At 52.7% G+C, this 15,506-nt stretch carries 22 protein-coding genes; 21 read left to right on the top strand and 1 reads right to left on the bottom strand.

Annotated elements, in window-relative coordinates; all coding sequences use genetic code 11:
• The first annotated feature begins 66 nt into the window (after positions 1-66).
• From AC6I7A_RS13445 to lysC, 7 genes are all read left to right on the top strand, one after another.
• On the top strand, positions 67-783 hold the full coding sequence (locus AC6I7A_RS13445) for a phage antirepressor KilAC domain-containing protein (RefSeq protein WP_058956825.1): 717 nt from the start codon (positions 67-69) through the stop codon (positions 781-783).
• Positions 780-1,796 (top strand): DUF968 domain-containing protein, encoded by a 1,017-nt coding sequence (locus AC6I7A_RS13440; RefSeq protein WP_058956826.1) that lies wholly within the window; start codon positions 780-782, stop codon positions 1,794-1,796. Before AC6I7A_RS13445 ends, AC6I7A_RS13440 begins: the two co-directional genes overlap by 4 nt.
• A gap of 21 nt (positions 1,797-1,817) precedes the next feature.
• The gene (locus AC6I7A_RS13435; protein WP_498003771.1) at positions 1,818-2,246 is read left to right on the top strand and encodes an antiterminator Q family protein; all 429 of its coding nucleotides are present in this window, start codon (positions 1,818-1,820) and stop codon (positions 2,244-2,246) included.
• Positions 2,247-2,740: 494 nt separating this feature from the next.
• Entirely contained in the window at positions 2,741-3,103 is a 363-nt protein-coding gene (locus AC6I7A_RS13430; RefSeq protein ID WP_082668175.1) for a phage holin, lambda family, read from the top strand.
• Positions 3,087-3,719, top strand: coding sequence for a glycoside hydrolase family 19 protein (locus AC6I7A_RS13425; RefSeq protein ID WP_058956828.1), 633 nt, complete (start codon positions 3,087-3,089; stop codon positions 3,717-3,719). Before AC6I7A_RS13430 ends, AC6I7A_RS13425 begins: the two co-directional genes overlap by 17 nt.
• Positions 3,707-4,162 (top strand): hypothetical protein, encoded by a 456-nt coding sequence (locus tag AC6I7A_RS13420; protein WP_058956829.1) that lies wholly within the window; start codon positions 3,707-3,709, stop codon positions 4,160-4,162. Before AC6I7A_RS13425 ends, AC6I7A_RS13420 begins: the two co-directional genes overlap by 13 nt.
• On the top strand, positions 4,059-4,286 hold the full coding sequence (gene lysC, locus AC6I7A_RS13415; protein WP_498003768.1) for an Rz1-like lysis system protein LysC: 228 nt from the start codon (positions 4,059-4,061) through the stop codon (positions 4,284-4,286). The genes AC6I7A_RS13420 and lysC overlap by 104 nt, the downstream gene beginning before the upstream one ends.
• A 76-nt stretch (positions 4,287-4,362) precedes the next feature.
• Here lysC and AC6I7A_RS13410 read toward each other — a convergent pair whose 3' ends face one another.
• Positions 4,363-4,701, bottom strand: a complete 339-nt coding sequence (locus tag AC6I7A_RS13410) for a hypothetical protein (protein WP_058956830.1) — start codon at positions 4,699-4,701, stop codon at positions 4,363-4,365.
• A gap of 178 nt (positions 4,702-4,879) precedes the next feature.
• Here AC6I7A_RS13410 and AC6I7A_RS13405 point away from each other — a divergent pair, with 178 nt between their 5' ends.
• The 14 genes from AC6I7A_RS13405 (at position 4,880) to AC6I7A_RS13340 (ending at position 15,448) form a co-directional block, all read left to right on the top strand.
• Positions 4,880-5,095 carry a hypothetical protein gene (locus AC6I7A_RS13405; protein WP_072215468.1) on the top strand — a complete coding sequence of 72 codons (216 nt, stop codon included), beginning with the start codon at positions 4,880-4,882 and terminating at the stop codon, positions 5,093-5,095.
• Between the two features lie 147 nt (positions 5,096-5,242).
• Entirely contained in the window at positions 5,243-6,700 is a 1,458-nt protein-coding gene (locus AC6I7A_RS13400) for a glycosyltransferase family 2 protein (RefSeq protein ID WP_058956831.1), read from the top strand.
• Positions 6,682-7,299 (top strand): hypothetical protein, encoded by a 618-nt coding sequence (locus AC6I7A_RS13395; protein WP_072215469.1) that lies wholly within the window; start codon positions 6,682-6,684, stop codon positions 7,297-7,299. The genes AC6I7A_RS13400 and AC6I7A_RS13395 overlap by 19 nt, the downstream gene beginning before the upstream one ends.
• Complete coding sequence (locus AC6I7A_RS13390; RefSeq protein ID WP_058956888.1) at positions 7,268-7,618, top strand: HNH endonuclease; 351 nt, start codon at positions 7,268-7,270, stop codon at positions 7,616-7,618. Before AC6I7A_RS13395 ends, AC6I7A_RS13390 begins: the two co-directional genes overlap by 32 nt.
• Positions 7,619-7,816: 198 nt before the next feature.
• A complete protein-coding gene (locus tag AC6I7A_RS13385) occupies positions 7,817-8,290 on the top strand; it encodes a phage terminase small subunit P27 family (protein WP_058956833.1) in 474 nt (157 codons plus the stop codon).
• 3 nt (positions 8,291-8,293) lie between these two features.
• Positions 8,294-10,024 carry a terminase large subunit gene (locus AC6I7A_RS13380; protein WP_058956834.1) on the top strand — a complete coding sequence of 577 codons (1,731 nt, stop codon included), beginning with the start codon at positions 8,294-8,296 and terminating at the stop codon, positions 10,022-10,024.
• Positions 10,024-11,328 (top strand): phage portal protein, encoded by a 1,305-nt coding sequence (locus AC6I7A_RS13375; protein ID WP_058956835.1) that lies wholly within the window; start codon positions 10,024-10,026, stop codon positions 11,326-11,328. Before AC6I7A_RS13380 ends, AC6I7A_RS13375 begins: the two co-directional genes overlap by 1 nt.
• 10 nt (positions 11,329-11,338) lie before the next feature.
• Positions 11,339-12,187: a head maturation protease, ClpP-related gene (locus AC6I7A_RS13370; protein WP_058956836.1), complete on the top strand. Its 849-nt coding sequence runs from the start codon at positions 11,339-11,341 to the stop codon at positions 12,185-12,187.
• 9 nt (positions 12,188-12,196) lie between these two features.
• Positions 12,197-13,408 carry a phage major capsid protein gene (locus AC6I7A_RS13365; protein WP_058956837.1) on the top strand — a complete coding sequence of 404 codons (1,212 nt, stop codon included), beginning with the start codon at positions 12,197-12,199 and terminating at the stop codon, positions 13,406-13,408.
• A 50-nt stretch (positions 13,409-13,458) separates the two neighbouring features.
• Positions 13,459-13,785 carry a head-tail connector protein gene (locus tag AC6I7A_RS13360; RefSeq protein ID WP_058956838.1) on the top strand — a complete coding sequence of 109 codons (327 nt, stop codon included), beginning with the start codon at positions 13,459-13,461 and terminating at the stop codon, positions 13,783-13,785.
• 9 nt (positions 13,786-13,794) lie between these two features.
• The gene (locus AC6I7A_RS13355) at positions 13,795-14,133 is read left to right on the top strand and encodes a phage head closure protein (RefSeq protein WP_058956839.1); all 339 of its coding nucleotides are present in this window, start codon (positions 13,795-13,797) and stop codon (positions 14,131-14,133) included.
• Positions 14,130-14,576 carry an HK97-gp10 family putative phage morphogenesis protein gene (locus AC6I7A_RS13350; RefSeq protein WP_058956840.1) on the top strand — a complete coding sequence of 149 codons (447 nt, stop codon included), beginning with the start codon at positions 14,130-14,132 and terminating at the stop codon, positions 14,574-14,576. Before AC6I7A_RS13355 ends, AC6I7A_RS13350 begins: the two co-directional genes overlap by 4 nt.
• A complete protein-coding gene (gp17, locus tag AC6I7A_RS13345; RefSeq protein ID WP_058956841.1) occupies positions 14,573-14,920 on the top strand; it encodes a tail completion protein gp17 in 348 nt (115 codons plus the stop codon). The genes AC6I7A_RS13350 and gp17 overlap by 4 nt, the downstream gene beginning before the upstream one ends.
• Positions 14,921-14,980: 60 nt before the next feature.
• Positions 14,981-15,448, top strand: a complete 468-nt coding sequence (locus AC6I7A_RS13340) for a phage tail tube protein (protein WP_058956842.1) — start codon at positions 14,981-14,983, stop codon at positions 15,446-15,448.
• The last annotated feature ends 58 nt before the right edge of the window (positions 15,449-15,506 follow it).

The raw sequence follows: 15,506 nt of genomic DNA, 5'->3' as shown, positions 1-15,506 counted from the left end.
CGTTCACTTGCAGGTGATGGGGCGGGGCCATTTAAAAATGTTGTTCCAGTGTGTGGAGAGGTCAAAATGCTGAATCAATCAGCGGGTGCTATTGCGCCTGTAGTCAATGCTATTCAATCCCCGATCATGACCAGCCGTGAGATTGCCGAACTGACCGGCAAAGAACACAAAAATGTCACTGTAGATATTCGCCGTATGCTGGATGACCTGGGAGAAGATGCGCTGAAATTCCAGCGTATCTATTTAGATACCATGAACCGACAGCGAACTGAGTATCACCTCGACCGTGAGCACACCGAATGCCTCATCACCGGCTATAGTGCCATTCTCCGCATGAAGGTGATTAAGCGGCTACATGAGCTGGAAGACAGCCAGCCAGTTAAAATCCCGCAAACCTTTGCTGAAGCGCTCCGCCTGGCCGCCGAAATGGAAGAGGAAAAAGAGCGCCTGCAGCTGCAGCTGAATGAAGCTGCACCAAAGGTTGCCTTCGTGGATCGCTATGTCACGGCCACCAGTTCAATGACTTTCCGCCAGGTGGCAAAACTTCTTGAGGCGAAAGAGCCTGAATTACGCCTGTTCCTGATTGAAAGCCGTGTTATGTACCGCCTGAATGGCGTCCTGACCCCCTACAGCCAGCACATTGAGGCCGGTCGTTTTGAGGTAAGGACCGGAACCACTACCGAATCAAATTACATGTTCAGTCAGTCCCGGTTTACCGCGAAGGGCGTTCAGTGGATAGGCGGGCTATGGACGGCGTACAAAGCCGCTGGTGGTGCTGAGTGAGGGCATTGCTTACACCTGAAGTAGCGCCGCGCACAGGGATTGTGCTGCTGAAGCCGGGGCCGGAGCTCATGAGGCTATTTAGTGGCCGCGTGGTTATCAGCACACCTTCAATCGATATGGCAGATCTGCCATCAGGGCGGCTGAATGACGGCACACAGCCGCTGCTTGATGAACCCTCACTGATTCCCTTCTTCAGTCATGAACGTGTGATAGCGGCTGCTGGTGGGCCTAGTGCGCTGGCATCTTTCGTCCAGTCATTTGGCTGCTGCCAGTGGGAGCAGTCCGGGACATGGCATCATCATGAGTTCACAGTGTCAGAAATCGAAAACGGCCTGGTTTCTCTGTGCTACAGCCACGATAATGAGTTCAGGGAAAACGGCGTACCCGGTAGCCTGGAGAATATTGCCAAAGGCAATACTGCGCTCTGGATCATCAGGGCCGCATGCAGCCAGATGGCATTACCATTCGATCACAACCTGACCCTGCCCGAGCTTTGCTGGTGGGCCACTCTGAATGATGTTATTGACCTGATACCGGAGGCACCGGCCCGGCGCGTTCTGCGCATGCCAAAGGAGACTATCCAGAGCGGGGAGCTGAAAGAAGCCCGAATTGTTCCGGCTCGACCGGCCCGCGAGGTGATTCAGGATGCTGCACAGGTCGTCAAAAAGATTATCAGCCTGCACGCGGACCCTGAATCACCGGAATCCTTCATGAAGCGTCCCAAGCGCAAGCGCTGGGAGAGTGAGAAGTACACGCGGTGGGTTAAGTCACAGAGCTGTGCATGTTGCGGCATGCAGGCTGACGATCCTCATCACATCATCGGGCATGGTCAGGGAGGCATAGGGACAAAGGCCCATGATTTATTCGTGATACCGCTTTGCAGGGCGCATCACGACGAATTACACCGCGACCCAAAACTTTTTGAGTCAAAATACGGCAGTCAGGTTGAGCTGCTATTCAGGTTCCTGGATTTCGCGATTGCAGTCGGCATTATCGGGACAGATAAAAAATAAAATGTGTGGAGAGGATTAAATATGCGTGACATGTCACAGGTATTAGAGCGCTGGGCGGGATGGGCTAAATCAGAAAGTAGCGGTGTTGATTACTCAGCAATTGCGGCTGGATTCAAAGGCCTGTTGGCGCAGGATTCAAAATTAACACTCACCTGCAGCGATAATGATGGATTAGTCATTGAGGGCTGTCTGGCGCGGCTTAAAGAAAAGCGCCCGGATGAGCATGCGATCATTGTGCTTCATTACTTTTTCAATATCTCAAAGCGCAACCTTGCTAAACAGGCCAGGCGCGATGAAAAAATAGTGAGAATTGAAATTCAGATGGCTGAGGGTTTCATTGAAGGTTGTCTGGCAATGCTGGATGTGCGGCTGGATATGGATGCCGAACTGACGCCGAAAAAAATATTGAAAAAACCTCTCACGCGGTCCGCATTTTCCTTAGTAATCTGATAAGGTCAATTACAAGCAGTGCAGCTTATCTGCTAAAAGTCAGTTCTAAACGTGGATGTCAAGGCGCCTCTGGCCTCACCAGCCTGGAGGCGTTTTTATTGTAAACATCCCTGCAAGGGATGGTGAAAAGATTATCCACACTGAGGGATAGAAAAATTAACCCTGTTGCCGACGGGCAAGGCAGTTACCGCTTTAGCGTCAGGGTTTCTAAATGCCCGACTCTGCACTAAGATGACTTCACTGCGGTGAATCCCATCTAAGCGATGGGGCGTGATGGCAAATGTTATGCGGAACGCGAGCCTGAAGCCATAACAGGGCTCACCGGGAGGCACCCGGCACCGCAGACCATCCAATTTTCTAAATTCAAAGGCTCACTTCGGTGGGCCTTTTCGTTTTTGCGCACGCCAATCAGCCTCCACACACATTTTGACGCCGTGGCGTTGCGCAATTTCCTTCTGACTACCGACAGCACCTGCCAATTAACGGAGGTGAGGATGAAACGCATGCCGGACAAAGACGTTGGGTTCTGGGCAAGCCTGATTGCCTGGCTTTACGCCCACAAAAACGAAACCGGCTATGCGGGTCTGGCCGGAGTCATGGCGATTCTCAGAGCCACTTACGTTGGCAAAGACGCATGGTCACGCCGCCTGCTTGATGCAGCGATGTGCAGTGTCTTCGCCTTCTTCCTGCAGCCAAGCCTGCAGGTAATTGGTTCGGTGTTTAACTGGCACTTCAGTGAAGACATTACGCGGGTTGCTGCGGTCTTTCTTGGGTTCCTCGGTGTTGACTACGTGTCAACGAAGATACGCCGCCAGATAGATAAGCGACTGGGGGACAGTAATGCTGACAGCCAATAGTTTTCAGCTCGCGACCGGCGTTAGCAATGCGCTGCGTGATGCCTGGTTTCCTCACATAGCGGCAAGCCTCTCAGCGTTCCAGATAAGCACGCCATTACGGCAGGCTCACTTTCTGGCGCAGACAGGTCATGAATCAGCCGGGTTCCTGAAGGTAGAAGAGGGACTGAATTACAGTGAGAACGCGCTGACTGCCATGTTTGGCAAGCGCATTACTGCTGAGCAGGCCCGCGCCTATGGTCGTAATGCGATGCATGCGGCTAACCAGAAGATGATCGCCAGCATCATTTACGCAAACCGTAACGGGAATGGTGATGTTGTTTCGGGGGATGGGTACCGCTATCGCGGTCGCGGCCTGATTCAGATTACCGGCAAAGCCAACTATGCAGCACTGGTGAAACAGCTTGGCGCTGATGTGGTGGCTAATCCTGATTTATTGCTGGGCTATCGCTTTGCTGCGATGTCTGCGGCGGCATGGTGGAAGAATAACGGCCTGAACGAGCTGGCTGATTCTGATGATGTTATCCGCATCACCAGAATCATTAACGGTGGCACCAATGGTCTGGACGACCGGAAATCCCGCTTATCAAAATCTAAGGGAATTCTATGTTCAACGTAATCGGCTTTATCCGAAACAATTCAGGTCTGGTCATCATCGGTCTTATCTGCGTGGCGCTGTGGGGGCTGAACGCCAGTAATTCACAGCTGAAGGCAACGAACGACAGACTTGAGAAGCTGGCAAACAGCAAAGACGAGCAGATTAACGACCTGCGCTCCAAGAACGATGGCCTCGCATCGAGCGTCACTGAGCTGGTAACAGCTGTTAAGCAACAAAACGATGTGATGAGTCAGGTCGCAGAGCAGCGTGCCGTAACAGCCCAGCAGAACCGGAAACTACAGAATGAAATCAAGCGTTACCTTGCGGCGGACAAGTGTGCTGTTGCTCCTGTTCCCCCTGATGCTGCTGACAGGCTGCGCGACGCAGCAAAAGCCGCTGGTGGAGTACCGGGCAATCAAAGAACCACGGTTAAGCCTGCCAGCGGAACTGACCACGCCGATTGAGGTGCCGGCCGTTCCTGATGCCATGAGCTTTGGTGACAGCGTTGGGCTTAATGCAGTGCTTTATGGCGCGCTCGGTCAGTGCAATATCGACCGTGCAGCCATAAGGGCACTGGAGCAGAAATAGCCGATTTGCAGCAATACATTAGATGCAGCGTCTTTAATAAATGTTAAAGAAGCCCATCTAAGGATGGGCTAGTAGTTTACTCATCCATGAATTTTTGACGGCGATAGTCATCATAATCACTTTGTTCACGGCAGTCTTCACAGACTATCCCATCATGCTCCCAAATGTGGTCATAAGCCTCTATCAACTCAGCCCCTTCAAGCACCTTGTTGCAATCATTGTGGTGCTCACCCGGGTCCGTATAGCCTTCACAAGCATGGCTCATGAAGGGTGTCAAGACTGACTTTTGGGCAGGGGATAGTGTTGAAAAGCCTCTATCTACCGCAAGTTTTGCTATGCCTGCTACCTTACTATCTTCGTTGTGGAAGGCGTCATGTTTTAAAAGCGTTTCGAGCAGATTTTCTTCAATGCCCATACATCCTCCTTTTATGAATGCTTCATCATTATCGGCTTAACATTAGTTTTATTTAAAGTTGATTGACAAAGGATAACGGTTAGCCACTCTGTGAAGCGTTGCGAAGCTGTGCTTATTATTTGCTTCCGTAGGATTAATCTTAAGGATAAATTGTACCCTCCATTAATAAGGAGGTTTTATGCTTGATAACTATTTAAAGTCTGCTGGCGGAGCTACTTCACCAGAGAAGCAAAGAGTCATTGCTTTAAATGCTGCGTTAGAACTTGCAAAGGCAGCGTTAGGAGCTTCCTCAGCAAATACAAACTCAACCCGCGTAGCTGACTCTCTCAATGGCGTAGCTCGAAATATTGAAGCTTTAGCCGATGCAATCCAGGCAGCAGCAAAAGTTAAGTAGTTACACAGCCGCTCAAGGGCGGCTTTTTATTTTGTGCTGAAAACTGCATTTACCGAGTTCAATTTTCAGCATAAACATACTGAATCATCGGCTGGTGGTTTCACCATTGCCGAGAGTTAAACACAAAAATCCAGCAGGAAACTCTAAATGGAAGTGATGATTGATGGCATTCGCTATGCGCCGATAACTGAACGGCCATCGAATATCGGTATCGCCATCAGCACCCATAATCGCCATGACGTCATTTCCCGCTCACTGGATCACCAACTAAAGTTTCTGCCAGCCGGTGCGCTGGTGGTCGTTATTGATGATGGTTCAGCAATACCAGTGACAGCGCCTGAAGGTGTAAAGGTCATTCGGCATGACGCATCTCGCGGCATTGTGGCCGCTAAGAACGCGAGCCTTGAGGCGCTGATTGATTCCGGTTGTGAGCATCTCTTTCTGTGGGACGATGATGCCTGGCCGATTGCTGGTGGCTGGGAGCGCCCCTACATCGAATCACCTGAGCCGCATCTGGCTTACCAGTTTCAGGACTTTGCCACAGGTCAGAAACTGAATGATATTGCGGTGCTTTATCGTGATGACCGGCATGTAGCCTATACCGGCCAGCGCGGCGTGATGCTCTATTACCACCGCAGCGCGATAGAGAAGGTTGGCGGGTTCGATTCCATCTATCAGCGCGGCATGTACGAGCACTCAGATTTAGCGCTGCGCATCCACAATGCCGGGTTAACGAGCTGGGCGTTCGCTGATGTGACTGGTTCAGGCAAGCTGATTTATTCGCTTGATGAACATCAGGCTGTAGAACGTTCAGTACCAAAGCCTGACCGTGAAGCGCAGGTGAAGCGCAACGTCACGATTCACAATGAGCGCAGGAACAGCGGTTACACCGGTTACGCAGACTACCGGCAGCAGCGCAACGTGGTAATTACCACACTGCTGACCAGCCAGCCGGACCCGCAGCGCGGCACCAGAATCACGCCATCGCCTGACCTGCTGGCTGAATGGGCGGCATCGGTAAAAGGTGGTGACGCTGTGGTGCTGGCCGATGAGCTGACTACTGCACCTGCAGGCGCATCGCTGGTAGCCGTCCCTGATGTGAAGATGAACGTCTACTTCAGGCGCTGGCTGCATATCTGGCAGCACCTGCGCGATCATCCTGAATATCATTACGTCTGGTGTACCGATGTTACTGACGTTGAGATGCTGCGTGAACCGTGGCAAGGGATGGAGCAGGGCAAAATTTACGCTGGTTCCGAACCTAAAACCTACGCAGACGCATGGGCGAAGCAGCAGCATCCTGAAGGTGTCTATCAGGCATTTCTCTCTGAACACCAGAATGAAGTGATGCTGAATGCAGGCCTTCTCGGTGGCAGTCGTGCAGACGTAATGGCAATAGCGCACGGTATTATCCGGCTGTATTACCACCTCGAATCGCTGCGCTTCTGGAGTCAGGAAGTAAGTGCAGCGGCTGTTGGCGACATGATTGCCTTTGGCATAGTGGCTCATCGCTACAGCGACAGGCTGGTGACCGGCCCATATGTGCACACAGTATTTAAGTCAGAAGGCATCGGTAAGGAGTTCGCCTGGTGGAAGCACAAATAAGTTTTGTGGTTGTGGGCCATCACTCACGCAGGCATCAGGCAGAACGCCTTGCACAGCTGCTTAACGCTCACCTGCTGATTGATGAGGATCATCATGGCGCGAACTGGAACCATCGCCGCGCCATCGATTGGGCCAGCCAGCAGGATAGCCGGGTAGTGATACTGGAAGACGACGCACTGCCGGTATCTGGCTTCGCGCAAAAGGTGGCTGAGTGGCTGTCGCGCTTTCCAGACGACCTGCTGAGCTTCTATCTCGGTACCGGCAGACCGCCGCAGTACCAGCCCGAGATAGCGACAAAGCTTATTGATACAGACCGGCAACAGGCAGATTACATCACACTCAACCGGCTGATTCATGGCGTCTGCTACAGCGTCCCTCAGCCAAAACTTAATCAGGTTATCAGCCGCTGGAATCATGGCTCGCCTGCTGATTACGCCGTGGGTGACGCATGTGGTGGTGCAGTGGTGTACCCATGCTACTCACTGGTTGATCACGCAGACGCGGCGACGGTTGAGCGCCACCCTGACAACACACTACGAACTGAACGCCGCAGGGCGTGGAGACTGGATGCCGCAACGAATACCCAGAGCGTGCCGTAAGCACGGCTGCGCTAAGACCACCACAGACCGCTCTGGCTATTGCGAAGATCACCTCAATGAAGGGTGGCAGCAGCATCAGAACGGACTGAGCAGGCACCAGCGCGGCTACGGCAGTGAATGGGATGTGCGGCGAGCTCGTATACTGAAGCGCGACAAACATCTGTGCCAGAACTGCAGACGCAATGGCAGGGCGGCAGCAGCAAAGACCGTTGACCATATTAAGCCAAAGGCACATGGAGGTACCGATGAGGATTCAAACCTTGAGGCCCTCTGCTGGCCATGCCACAAGAGCAAAACCGCGCGCGAACGTCTCAAATGATAATCAATATCAATAAATTAGTTGCAAATGCAACTATATCGATGTGAATGAGAATGGTTATCATCAGGCGGGGAGGGCGGGTCGAAAGTTCAGGGCTTTGCGTCTGTAGGACCGCCGCCAAACCTTTTTTCACACCGCCGCAGGTTAGAAAACTTTTTTTGGGGTCCCCCAACCAGTTATTAATAGGAGTTTTCGATTATGCCTGGACCACCGAAAACCCCGACACATCTGGCTTTGGTGAAGGGGAACCCATCAAAACGGGCAGTAAACAAAAAAGAGCCAAAACCGCCTTCAGGGGTACCCCCAGTTCCGAAGCATCTGGACAAGATGGGGAAGTACTGGTTCAAGCGAATCGGCGAAGAACTTGATGCTGTCGGAGTGATGACCACTCTCGACGGTAAAGCGCTTGAGTTGCTGATCGAGGCTTACACCGAGTACCGGCAACATTGCGATGTTCTTACTGAAGAGGGCTACACCTATAAAACGGTGTCAGCTACTGGTGAGGATATTGTTAAAGCACATCCGGCAGCAGTGATGAAGTCCGATGCGTGGAAGCGCATCCGGGCAATGCTCTCTGAATTTGGCATGACCCCGGCCAGCCGTTCCAAGGTTGGCGCATCCGGGCCAGCCGAAGCCGATCCTCTGGAAGAGTTTCTTAAAAAGCGCAAATGATGAATGGCAACTGTTCAGGCTGGTATTCAGTACGCAGAAAGCGTGCTGGCTGGCGAGATCGTTGCTGGCGAACTGGTGCGCCTGGCGTGCCAGAGATTCCTCAATGATTTAGAACACGGGCCGGAACGCGGTATCTACTTCAGTGAGGACCGCGCCCAGCACATTCTCGACTTCTATAACTTCGTTCCGCATGTGAAAGGTGCTCTGGCGGGCAAGCCGATTGAGCTGATGCCCTGGCACATCTTCATCCTGATAAACCTTTTTGGATTCACCATTCCGCTGATTGATGAAATGAGCGGCAAACAGGTTATGGATGATGATGGCGATCCGGTAATGGTTCGCCGGTTCCGTACCGCTTATAACGAAGTGGCACGTAAAAATGCCAAATCAACAGTTTCGTCGGGTATCGGGCTTTATATGACCGGTGCTGACGGTGAGGGCGGCGCAGAGGTTTACTCAGCGGCCACAACCCGCGATCAGGCCCGTATTGTATTTGATGATGCCAAGAACATGATCAAGAAAGCGCCCCGCACCTTAGGGCGTCTCTTTGGTCACGTTAAGCTGAACATCCATCAGGAACGCTCAGCATCAAAATTTGAGCCACTGTCCAGTGACGCTAACAACCTCGACGGCCTCAACATCCATTGCGGCATAGTTGATGAGCTCCACGCTCACCGGACCCGCGATGTCTGGGATGTTCTTGAGACTGCCACGGGTGCGCGACTTCAGTCTCTGTTGTTCGCCATCACTACAGCAGGGTCAAATAAAGAAGGCATCTGTTTTGAGCAGCGTGATTACGCCATCAAGGTGCTACGCGGCGTGGTCGAGGATGACACTTACTTTGCTGTCATTTACACCCTGGATGAAGAAGACGATCCCTTTGATGAGGCTAACTGGCCTAAGGCTAACCCCGGTCTCGGTGTCTGCAAGCGCTGGGACGATATGCGCCGCCTGGCGAAAAAGGCAAAGGAGCAGGTAGCTGCGCGGCCTAACTTCTTCACTAAACATCTGAACATCTGGGTTACAGCTGAAAGTGCCTGGATGGATATGGATCGCTGGTCGAAGATGTTGCCAACTGCTGATGAGGCCAAAAGAAAAGGCTGGCCACTTTGGGTAGGTGTTGACCTGGCGAACAAAATCGATATCTGCGCGGCTGTAAAAACATGGCGTGACCCGACAGGTGAAACGCATATGGAACCCCGGTTCTGGTTGCCTGAGGGACGTATCGAAACGGCGCCTAATCATATTGCCGAGCTTTACCGAAAATGGGCGGATGCCGGACACCTTGAGCTGACGGACGGGGATGTAATCGATCATGGGGTTATCAAGGCTGAAATAGTTGAGTGGGTCAAGGGTGAGAATATTAAAGAAATCGCATTCGACCCATGGAGTGCATTGCAGTTCAGCCTGGCACTGGCTGAAGAAGGTCTGCCGCTGGTTGAGGTCCCCCAGACGGTAAAAAACCTGTCTGAGTCCATGAAGTCAGTTCAGGCGGAGATATACGGCAACAAGTTCCATCATGACGGAAACCCCGTTATGACCTGGATGATGTCGAACATCACCGTTAAGCCTGACAAAAACGACAATATCTTTCCGAACAAATCCACGCCGGAAAACAAAATTGACGGGCCGGTTGCATTATTCACAGCTAAAAGCCGACTTCTGGTCAATGGCGGCGGTGATGTGCAGGACCTGAGCGGCTTCTTTGAAAACCCGATAATGATAGGTTTCTGATGAAAAAAAATAAGCAGCCCGGCAAAGTTAAAAGCGCTTTGCTCAACTGGCTCGGGGTCCCCATTAGCCTGACGACCGGCACGTTCTGGGAGGAATGGTGGGGGAAAAGCAGTAGCGGCAAGACGGTATCTGCAGACAAGGCGATGCGATTATCAGCCGTCTGGGCATGCACCCGCCTGCTGAGCGAGTCAGTTTCAACACTTCCACTCAAGATTTACCAGCGCCAGCCTGATGGATCGCGTGTGCTGGCGCTGGATAATCCGGTTTATCAGGTGCTATGTCGCCGTCCGAATCTTGAAATGACGCCTTCGCGCTTCATGTTGTCGGTGGTGGCGTCAGTCTGCCTGCGCGGTAACGCCTTTATCGAAAAAAAGATGATCGGCAAAAAGCTGGTGGCTCTGGTGCCGCTTCTTCCGCAGAACATGGTGGTTAAGCGCATGGATAATGGCAGTCTTCAGTACACATACACGGAAGTTAAGACGAAGCGCGAAATTCCGGTTCAGAACATCATGCACATTCGGGGCTTTGGTCTGGACGGTGTATGCGGGATGATGCCGATGATGACCGGTCGTGATGTTATCGGCGCGGCAATGTCGGTTGAAGAGTCAGCAGCAAAAATATTTGAAAACGGCCTGCAGAGCTCAGGCTTTCTTTCCTCCGATGTCGCCATGGACGATAAGCAGCGGGAAAGGCTGCGGGGCTATCTTGAGCGCTTTATTGGCTCGAAAAATGCCGGAAAGGTAATGGTCCTTGAAGCAGGGATGAAGTATCAGGGCGTAACAATTAACCCTGAGGCTGCTCAGATGCTGGAATCGCGGTCATTCAGTATTGAGGAAATCTGCCGATGGTTCCGCGTGCCGCCCTTTATGGTTGGACATACCACCAAACAAAGCAGCTGGGCATCAAGCGTTGAGGGGATGAATCTGCTGTTTCTGACCAACACCCTGCGTCCGCTACTGGTTAATATCGAGCAGGAAATATCACGCTGTCTGCTTGATGGCAGCGACGATGTATTTGCTGAGTTTTCAGTTGAAGGTCTGCTTCGTGCAGACACCGCAGGCCGATCAGCTTACTACACCACAGCCCTTCAGAACGGGTGGATGTCGCGTAACGATGTGCGCAGGCTGGAAAATCTGCCGCCGATTGCGGGTGGTGATATCTATACAGTTCAGCTGAATCTCACACCACTGGATCAGCTCCGTGAGAACAACGCTGGCGCACAGGCCAGTAACATGATGAAGCTCCACGCTTTCCTTTTCCCGGATATTCCACCGGAACATTCACCGCTTAAAAAAGCGGCTTAGGAGACCCCTGATGACCATTAAAACGCTTCCGGTTGCACCGGAGGGGCGTCCTTTTGCACGTCAGAATACTGAGCTTCCCTCTGCTGCCTTTGAGCGCTGGGACGGCGGAATTCGTGCGGCGGGCCAGTCTGGTGACAACACGATCTCCATTCTGGACACCATCGGAGGGGACTGGTACGGCGAAGGCGTTACAGCCAGCCGAATTTCCGGCGCACTGAGAAGCATTGGTGGCGGTGATGTGACGGTGAATATCAACTCGCCTGGCGGTGATATGTGGGAAGGGCTGGCTATTTATAACCTTCTTGTTGCCTATGAAGGCAAAGTGACCGTCAAAATTCTGGGCATTGCCGCCTCAGCAGCGTCAATTATTGCGATGGCCGGTGATGATATTCAGATGGGGCGCGGGGCGTTCCTGATGATACACAACTGCTGGACCATTGCCGCAGGTAACCGCAACGACTTCCGCGACTATGCGGATTCGCTGGAGCCGTTTGATAAGGCCATGGCCGATATTTATGCCGCACGCTCAGGGCTAAAGCTGAGCGAGGTGCAAACCCTTATGGATAACGAATCATTTATCTCCGGCAGCGAGGCTATAGAAAAAGGCTTTGCTGAATCTCTGCTGTCCGCAGATGAAATCAGCAGCGACGATGAAAGCCCCGCCGCCGCACTGAGAAAAATTGATGCTTTCCTGGCTAAAGGCGGTATGCCCCGTTCCGAGCGCCGGAAACACCTCAAGGCTTTAGGTGGCAAGCCGGGCGCTGTCACCGAAAAGAACGACAAGCCGGGCGCTGTCGATGAAATAAACCCTGAAGCACTTAACTCCCTCAAAAACGCGCTGGCTTCGCTCGGCGAATAAGGAAAACGCATGTCTGATGTAAATGATCTGTTGACGAAAGTCTCCAACAAGCTGGAGAAAGTGTCTGCTGAGTTCAGCGAGAAAGCTGAAAAGGCGCTGAATGAAGCGAAAAATTCCGGCCAGCTTTCAACCGAAACCAAAGCGGCCGTGGATAAAATCGCAACTGAGCATAACGCGCTCAATGAGGCGATGAAGACCCTCAAGACCTCGCTGGGTGATCTGGAGCAGCACGTCGCCGCTCAGATGCCGCTGAATGCTGCGCAGGAAGTGATCCAGTCTGTGGGACAGCAGTTTGTGTCTGCTGAAGTGATGAAAGATATTCGCTCAAGCCTTGAAGGTAATAAGCGTATTTCGGTACCTGTGAAAGCCGCGCTGACTACTGTTGATGTGCCGGGTCAGATTGTGGCACCTCAGCGCCTTCCCGGTATTGACACTGCGCCTAAACAGCGCCTGTTTATCCGCGATCTGATTGCTCCGGGCCGCACGCAGTCCAACACGATTTACTACGTTCAGCAGACGGGCTTCACCAACAAGGCTTCAGTGGTGCCGGAAAATACCACCAAGCCTTATAGCGATATCGAATTCGCCGAGAAGACCACTGCCGTGCGCACTATTGCTCACATGTTCAAGGCTTCAAAGCAGATTCTGGATGACTTTGCTCAGCTGCAGTCCACCGTAGATGCAGAGATGCGTTACGGTCTTTCCTACGTTGAAGAGCAGGAAATCCTGTTCGGTGACGGCACCGGCGCTCATCTGGCGGGCATCATTCCTCAGGCTAAGCCATTCAGCGCAGCATTTGCCGTGCAGAATGAGACGGGGATCGACATTTTGCGTCTGGCTATGTTGCAGGCGCAGCTTGCCCGCTTCCCTGCATCAGGCCATGTGCTGCATTTCACCGACTGGGCGAAAATCGAACTGAGCAAGGATACGCTGGGACGTTACATTCTGGCCAATCCTTCACAACTGACCACGCCTACCCTGTGGGGCCTGCCGGTGGTGGCCACTGAAGCTGCTCAGTTCCTGGGTAAATTCCTGACGGGTGCGTTCAATTCCGGTGCGCAGATTTTTGACCGCGAAGAAGCAAACGTTGTGGTTTCCAGCGAAAACGCCGACGACTTTGAGAAAAACATGATCTCAATCCGTTGTGAAGAGCGTCTGGCGCTGGCGGTGTATCGCCCTGAAGCGTTTGTGTATGGCTCTCTGACTGGCTCAGGCAGCTAATCATTAATCCAGCGGCCTTCGGGCCGCTTTCAGTGGTGTCAGCAATGGCGATGATTGAATTAATTACTGTCAGGGCGCACTGCCGTATCGATGAGGATGATACCAGTGAAGATTCATTACTGAGTATCTATACCGGTGCCGCAAAGCGTTATGTCGAAACGTGGACCCGAAGAAAGCTGTATGAGACCAATGCCGAACCCGGTTTCGATACTGATGAAGACCGCCTTTTGCTGGATGATGACGTGCGAACGGCGATGCTGCTGCTTGTCGGGCACTGGTACTCAAACCGGGAGGCAGTGAACATCGGTAATATTACCAGCGAGGTACCACTGGCGGTTGAGGCTCTGTTACAGCCATACCGAATTTACGGTTTGTAAGGTGGGATCATGCAGGCAGGAAGGCTGCGTCACAAAGTGACGATTCAGAATTTCACATCAACACGTCTGCCATCAGGTCAGCCGCAAAACGTCTGGGTTGATGGCATGACGGTGTGGGCTGAAGTTAAAGGCATCAGCAGCCGGGAGCTCATGACCTCAGGCGCAGAAAAACCCGAGGCAACAATACGCGTCTGGATTCGCTTCAGAACTGACGTTACAGCTGCTTCCCGGCTGAAGTGCGTTACGGGTCCGTTTAAGGGAATGATTCTGGACGTGACCGGGGAGCCCATACCGGACGCTAAGACGACTCAGCTCGAAATTCTCTGTAAACAGGGGGTGAAGACGTGATCGACACAAAGCTGGATTTTTCAGGGCTGCTGGATATTTCCGGCGATCTGGATGCGCTCAGTAAGGCTGAAAATGGCCGGGTACTGCGTAACGCAACCCGTTCAGCCGCTGCCGTGGTCAAAGATGAAGCGGTGCGAAGAGCCCCCAGACGTACCGGTAAACTGGCGAAAAACATCGTGGTGCTGACGCAGCGTACGCGCAACGGTGATATTTCTTCAGGCGTACACATTCGCGGTCGCAACCCCCGCACGGGTAACAGCGACAATAAGATGAAAACCAAGGACTCCCGTAACGCTTTTTACTGGCGCTTTGTGGAGCTGGGTACCTCTGACATGGCCGCTATCCCGTTTATCCGGCCAGCATATGATGCCAGACAGGAGGAAGCGGTTAAGGTCGCGTTTGATACCGCGAACCGGGCCATTGATGAGGCGCTGACCAGATGACAGAGTCCTCAGTCTTCAGCCTGATTGGCAGTCTGGCCGGGGGGCAGGTATACCCCTATGTTGCACCATTAAATGCACAGGGTTCGCCATCCATCAGTCCGCCGTGGATCGTATTCATGGTGGTCAGTGAGGTATTCGGCGACACGCTATGTGGACCGGCTGAAGAAACCGGCTCGTTACAGGTAGACGTGTACGCATCCTCCCCGGATGAAGCCCGCTCGCTGCGTGAGGAGGTGTCCGCGGCTCTATCGCCACTGAACTTTGCGCAGCTTAATAAAGCCAACGGTTACGAATCCGAAACCGGCCTTTTCCGTGCGACTCTGGAAATCCAGAGCATGCAGTAATCGCTCGTCTGAACACAATCACAGCCACCTCAGGGTGGTTTTTTTTCGCCTGGAGAAAACATGACCAGCAAATATGAGAAAACGCAGGGGATGACGATTGGCGTTTCATCCGCCCCGGTTACTGCGGATGCTTTTAACGCCAGCGGCTTTCCGAATGGCATCACGTTCCTTGATGCGGAGTGTGCGACCAAAGAGGTCACCTACACTGGCGGACAGAAAAGCGATATCGACGTGACAACGCTTTGCTCTACTGAGCAGGAGCAGACAAACGGCCTTGCCGCGCCCGCTGAAATGGCGCTGACCCGTAACTGGGTAGGCGATGAAGAGGCGCGTCAGGCGCTGCAGCAGGCTTATGACAATGACGAACTGCGCGTTCTGAAAGTCGTATTCCCGTCCGGCAACGGCTATTACGCGCTGATTGAGGTGCGCCAGAGTTCATGGTCTGCCGGCACATCAGCGGTGGTTTCGTCTACCTATTCACTGCGCGTCCGGGGCAAGCCGAAGCCGATTGTTGCAGCGGGATCATAATCCTCAGCTATTCCCTGAGCCACTTAGTGTGGCTCTTTATTCCCATTACCTGAACGCA

The organism is Type-F symbiont of Plautia stali (assembly GCF_059731105.1).
Note: the sequence above shows the minus strand (reverse complement) of the source record. Positions and strands in the feature narration are given on the sequence as shown.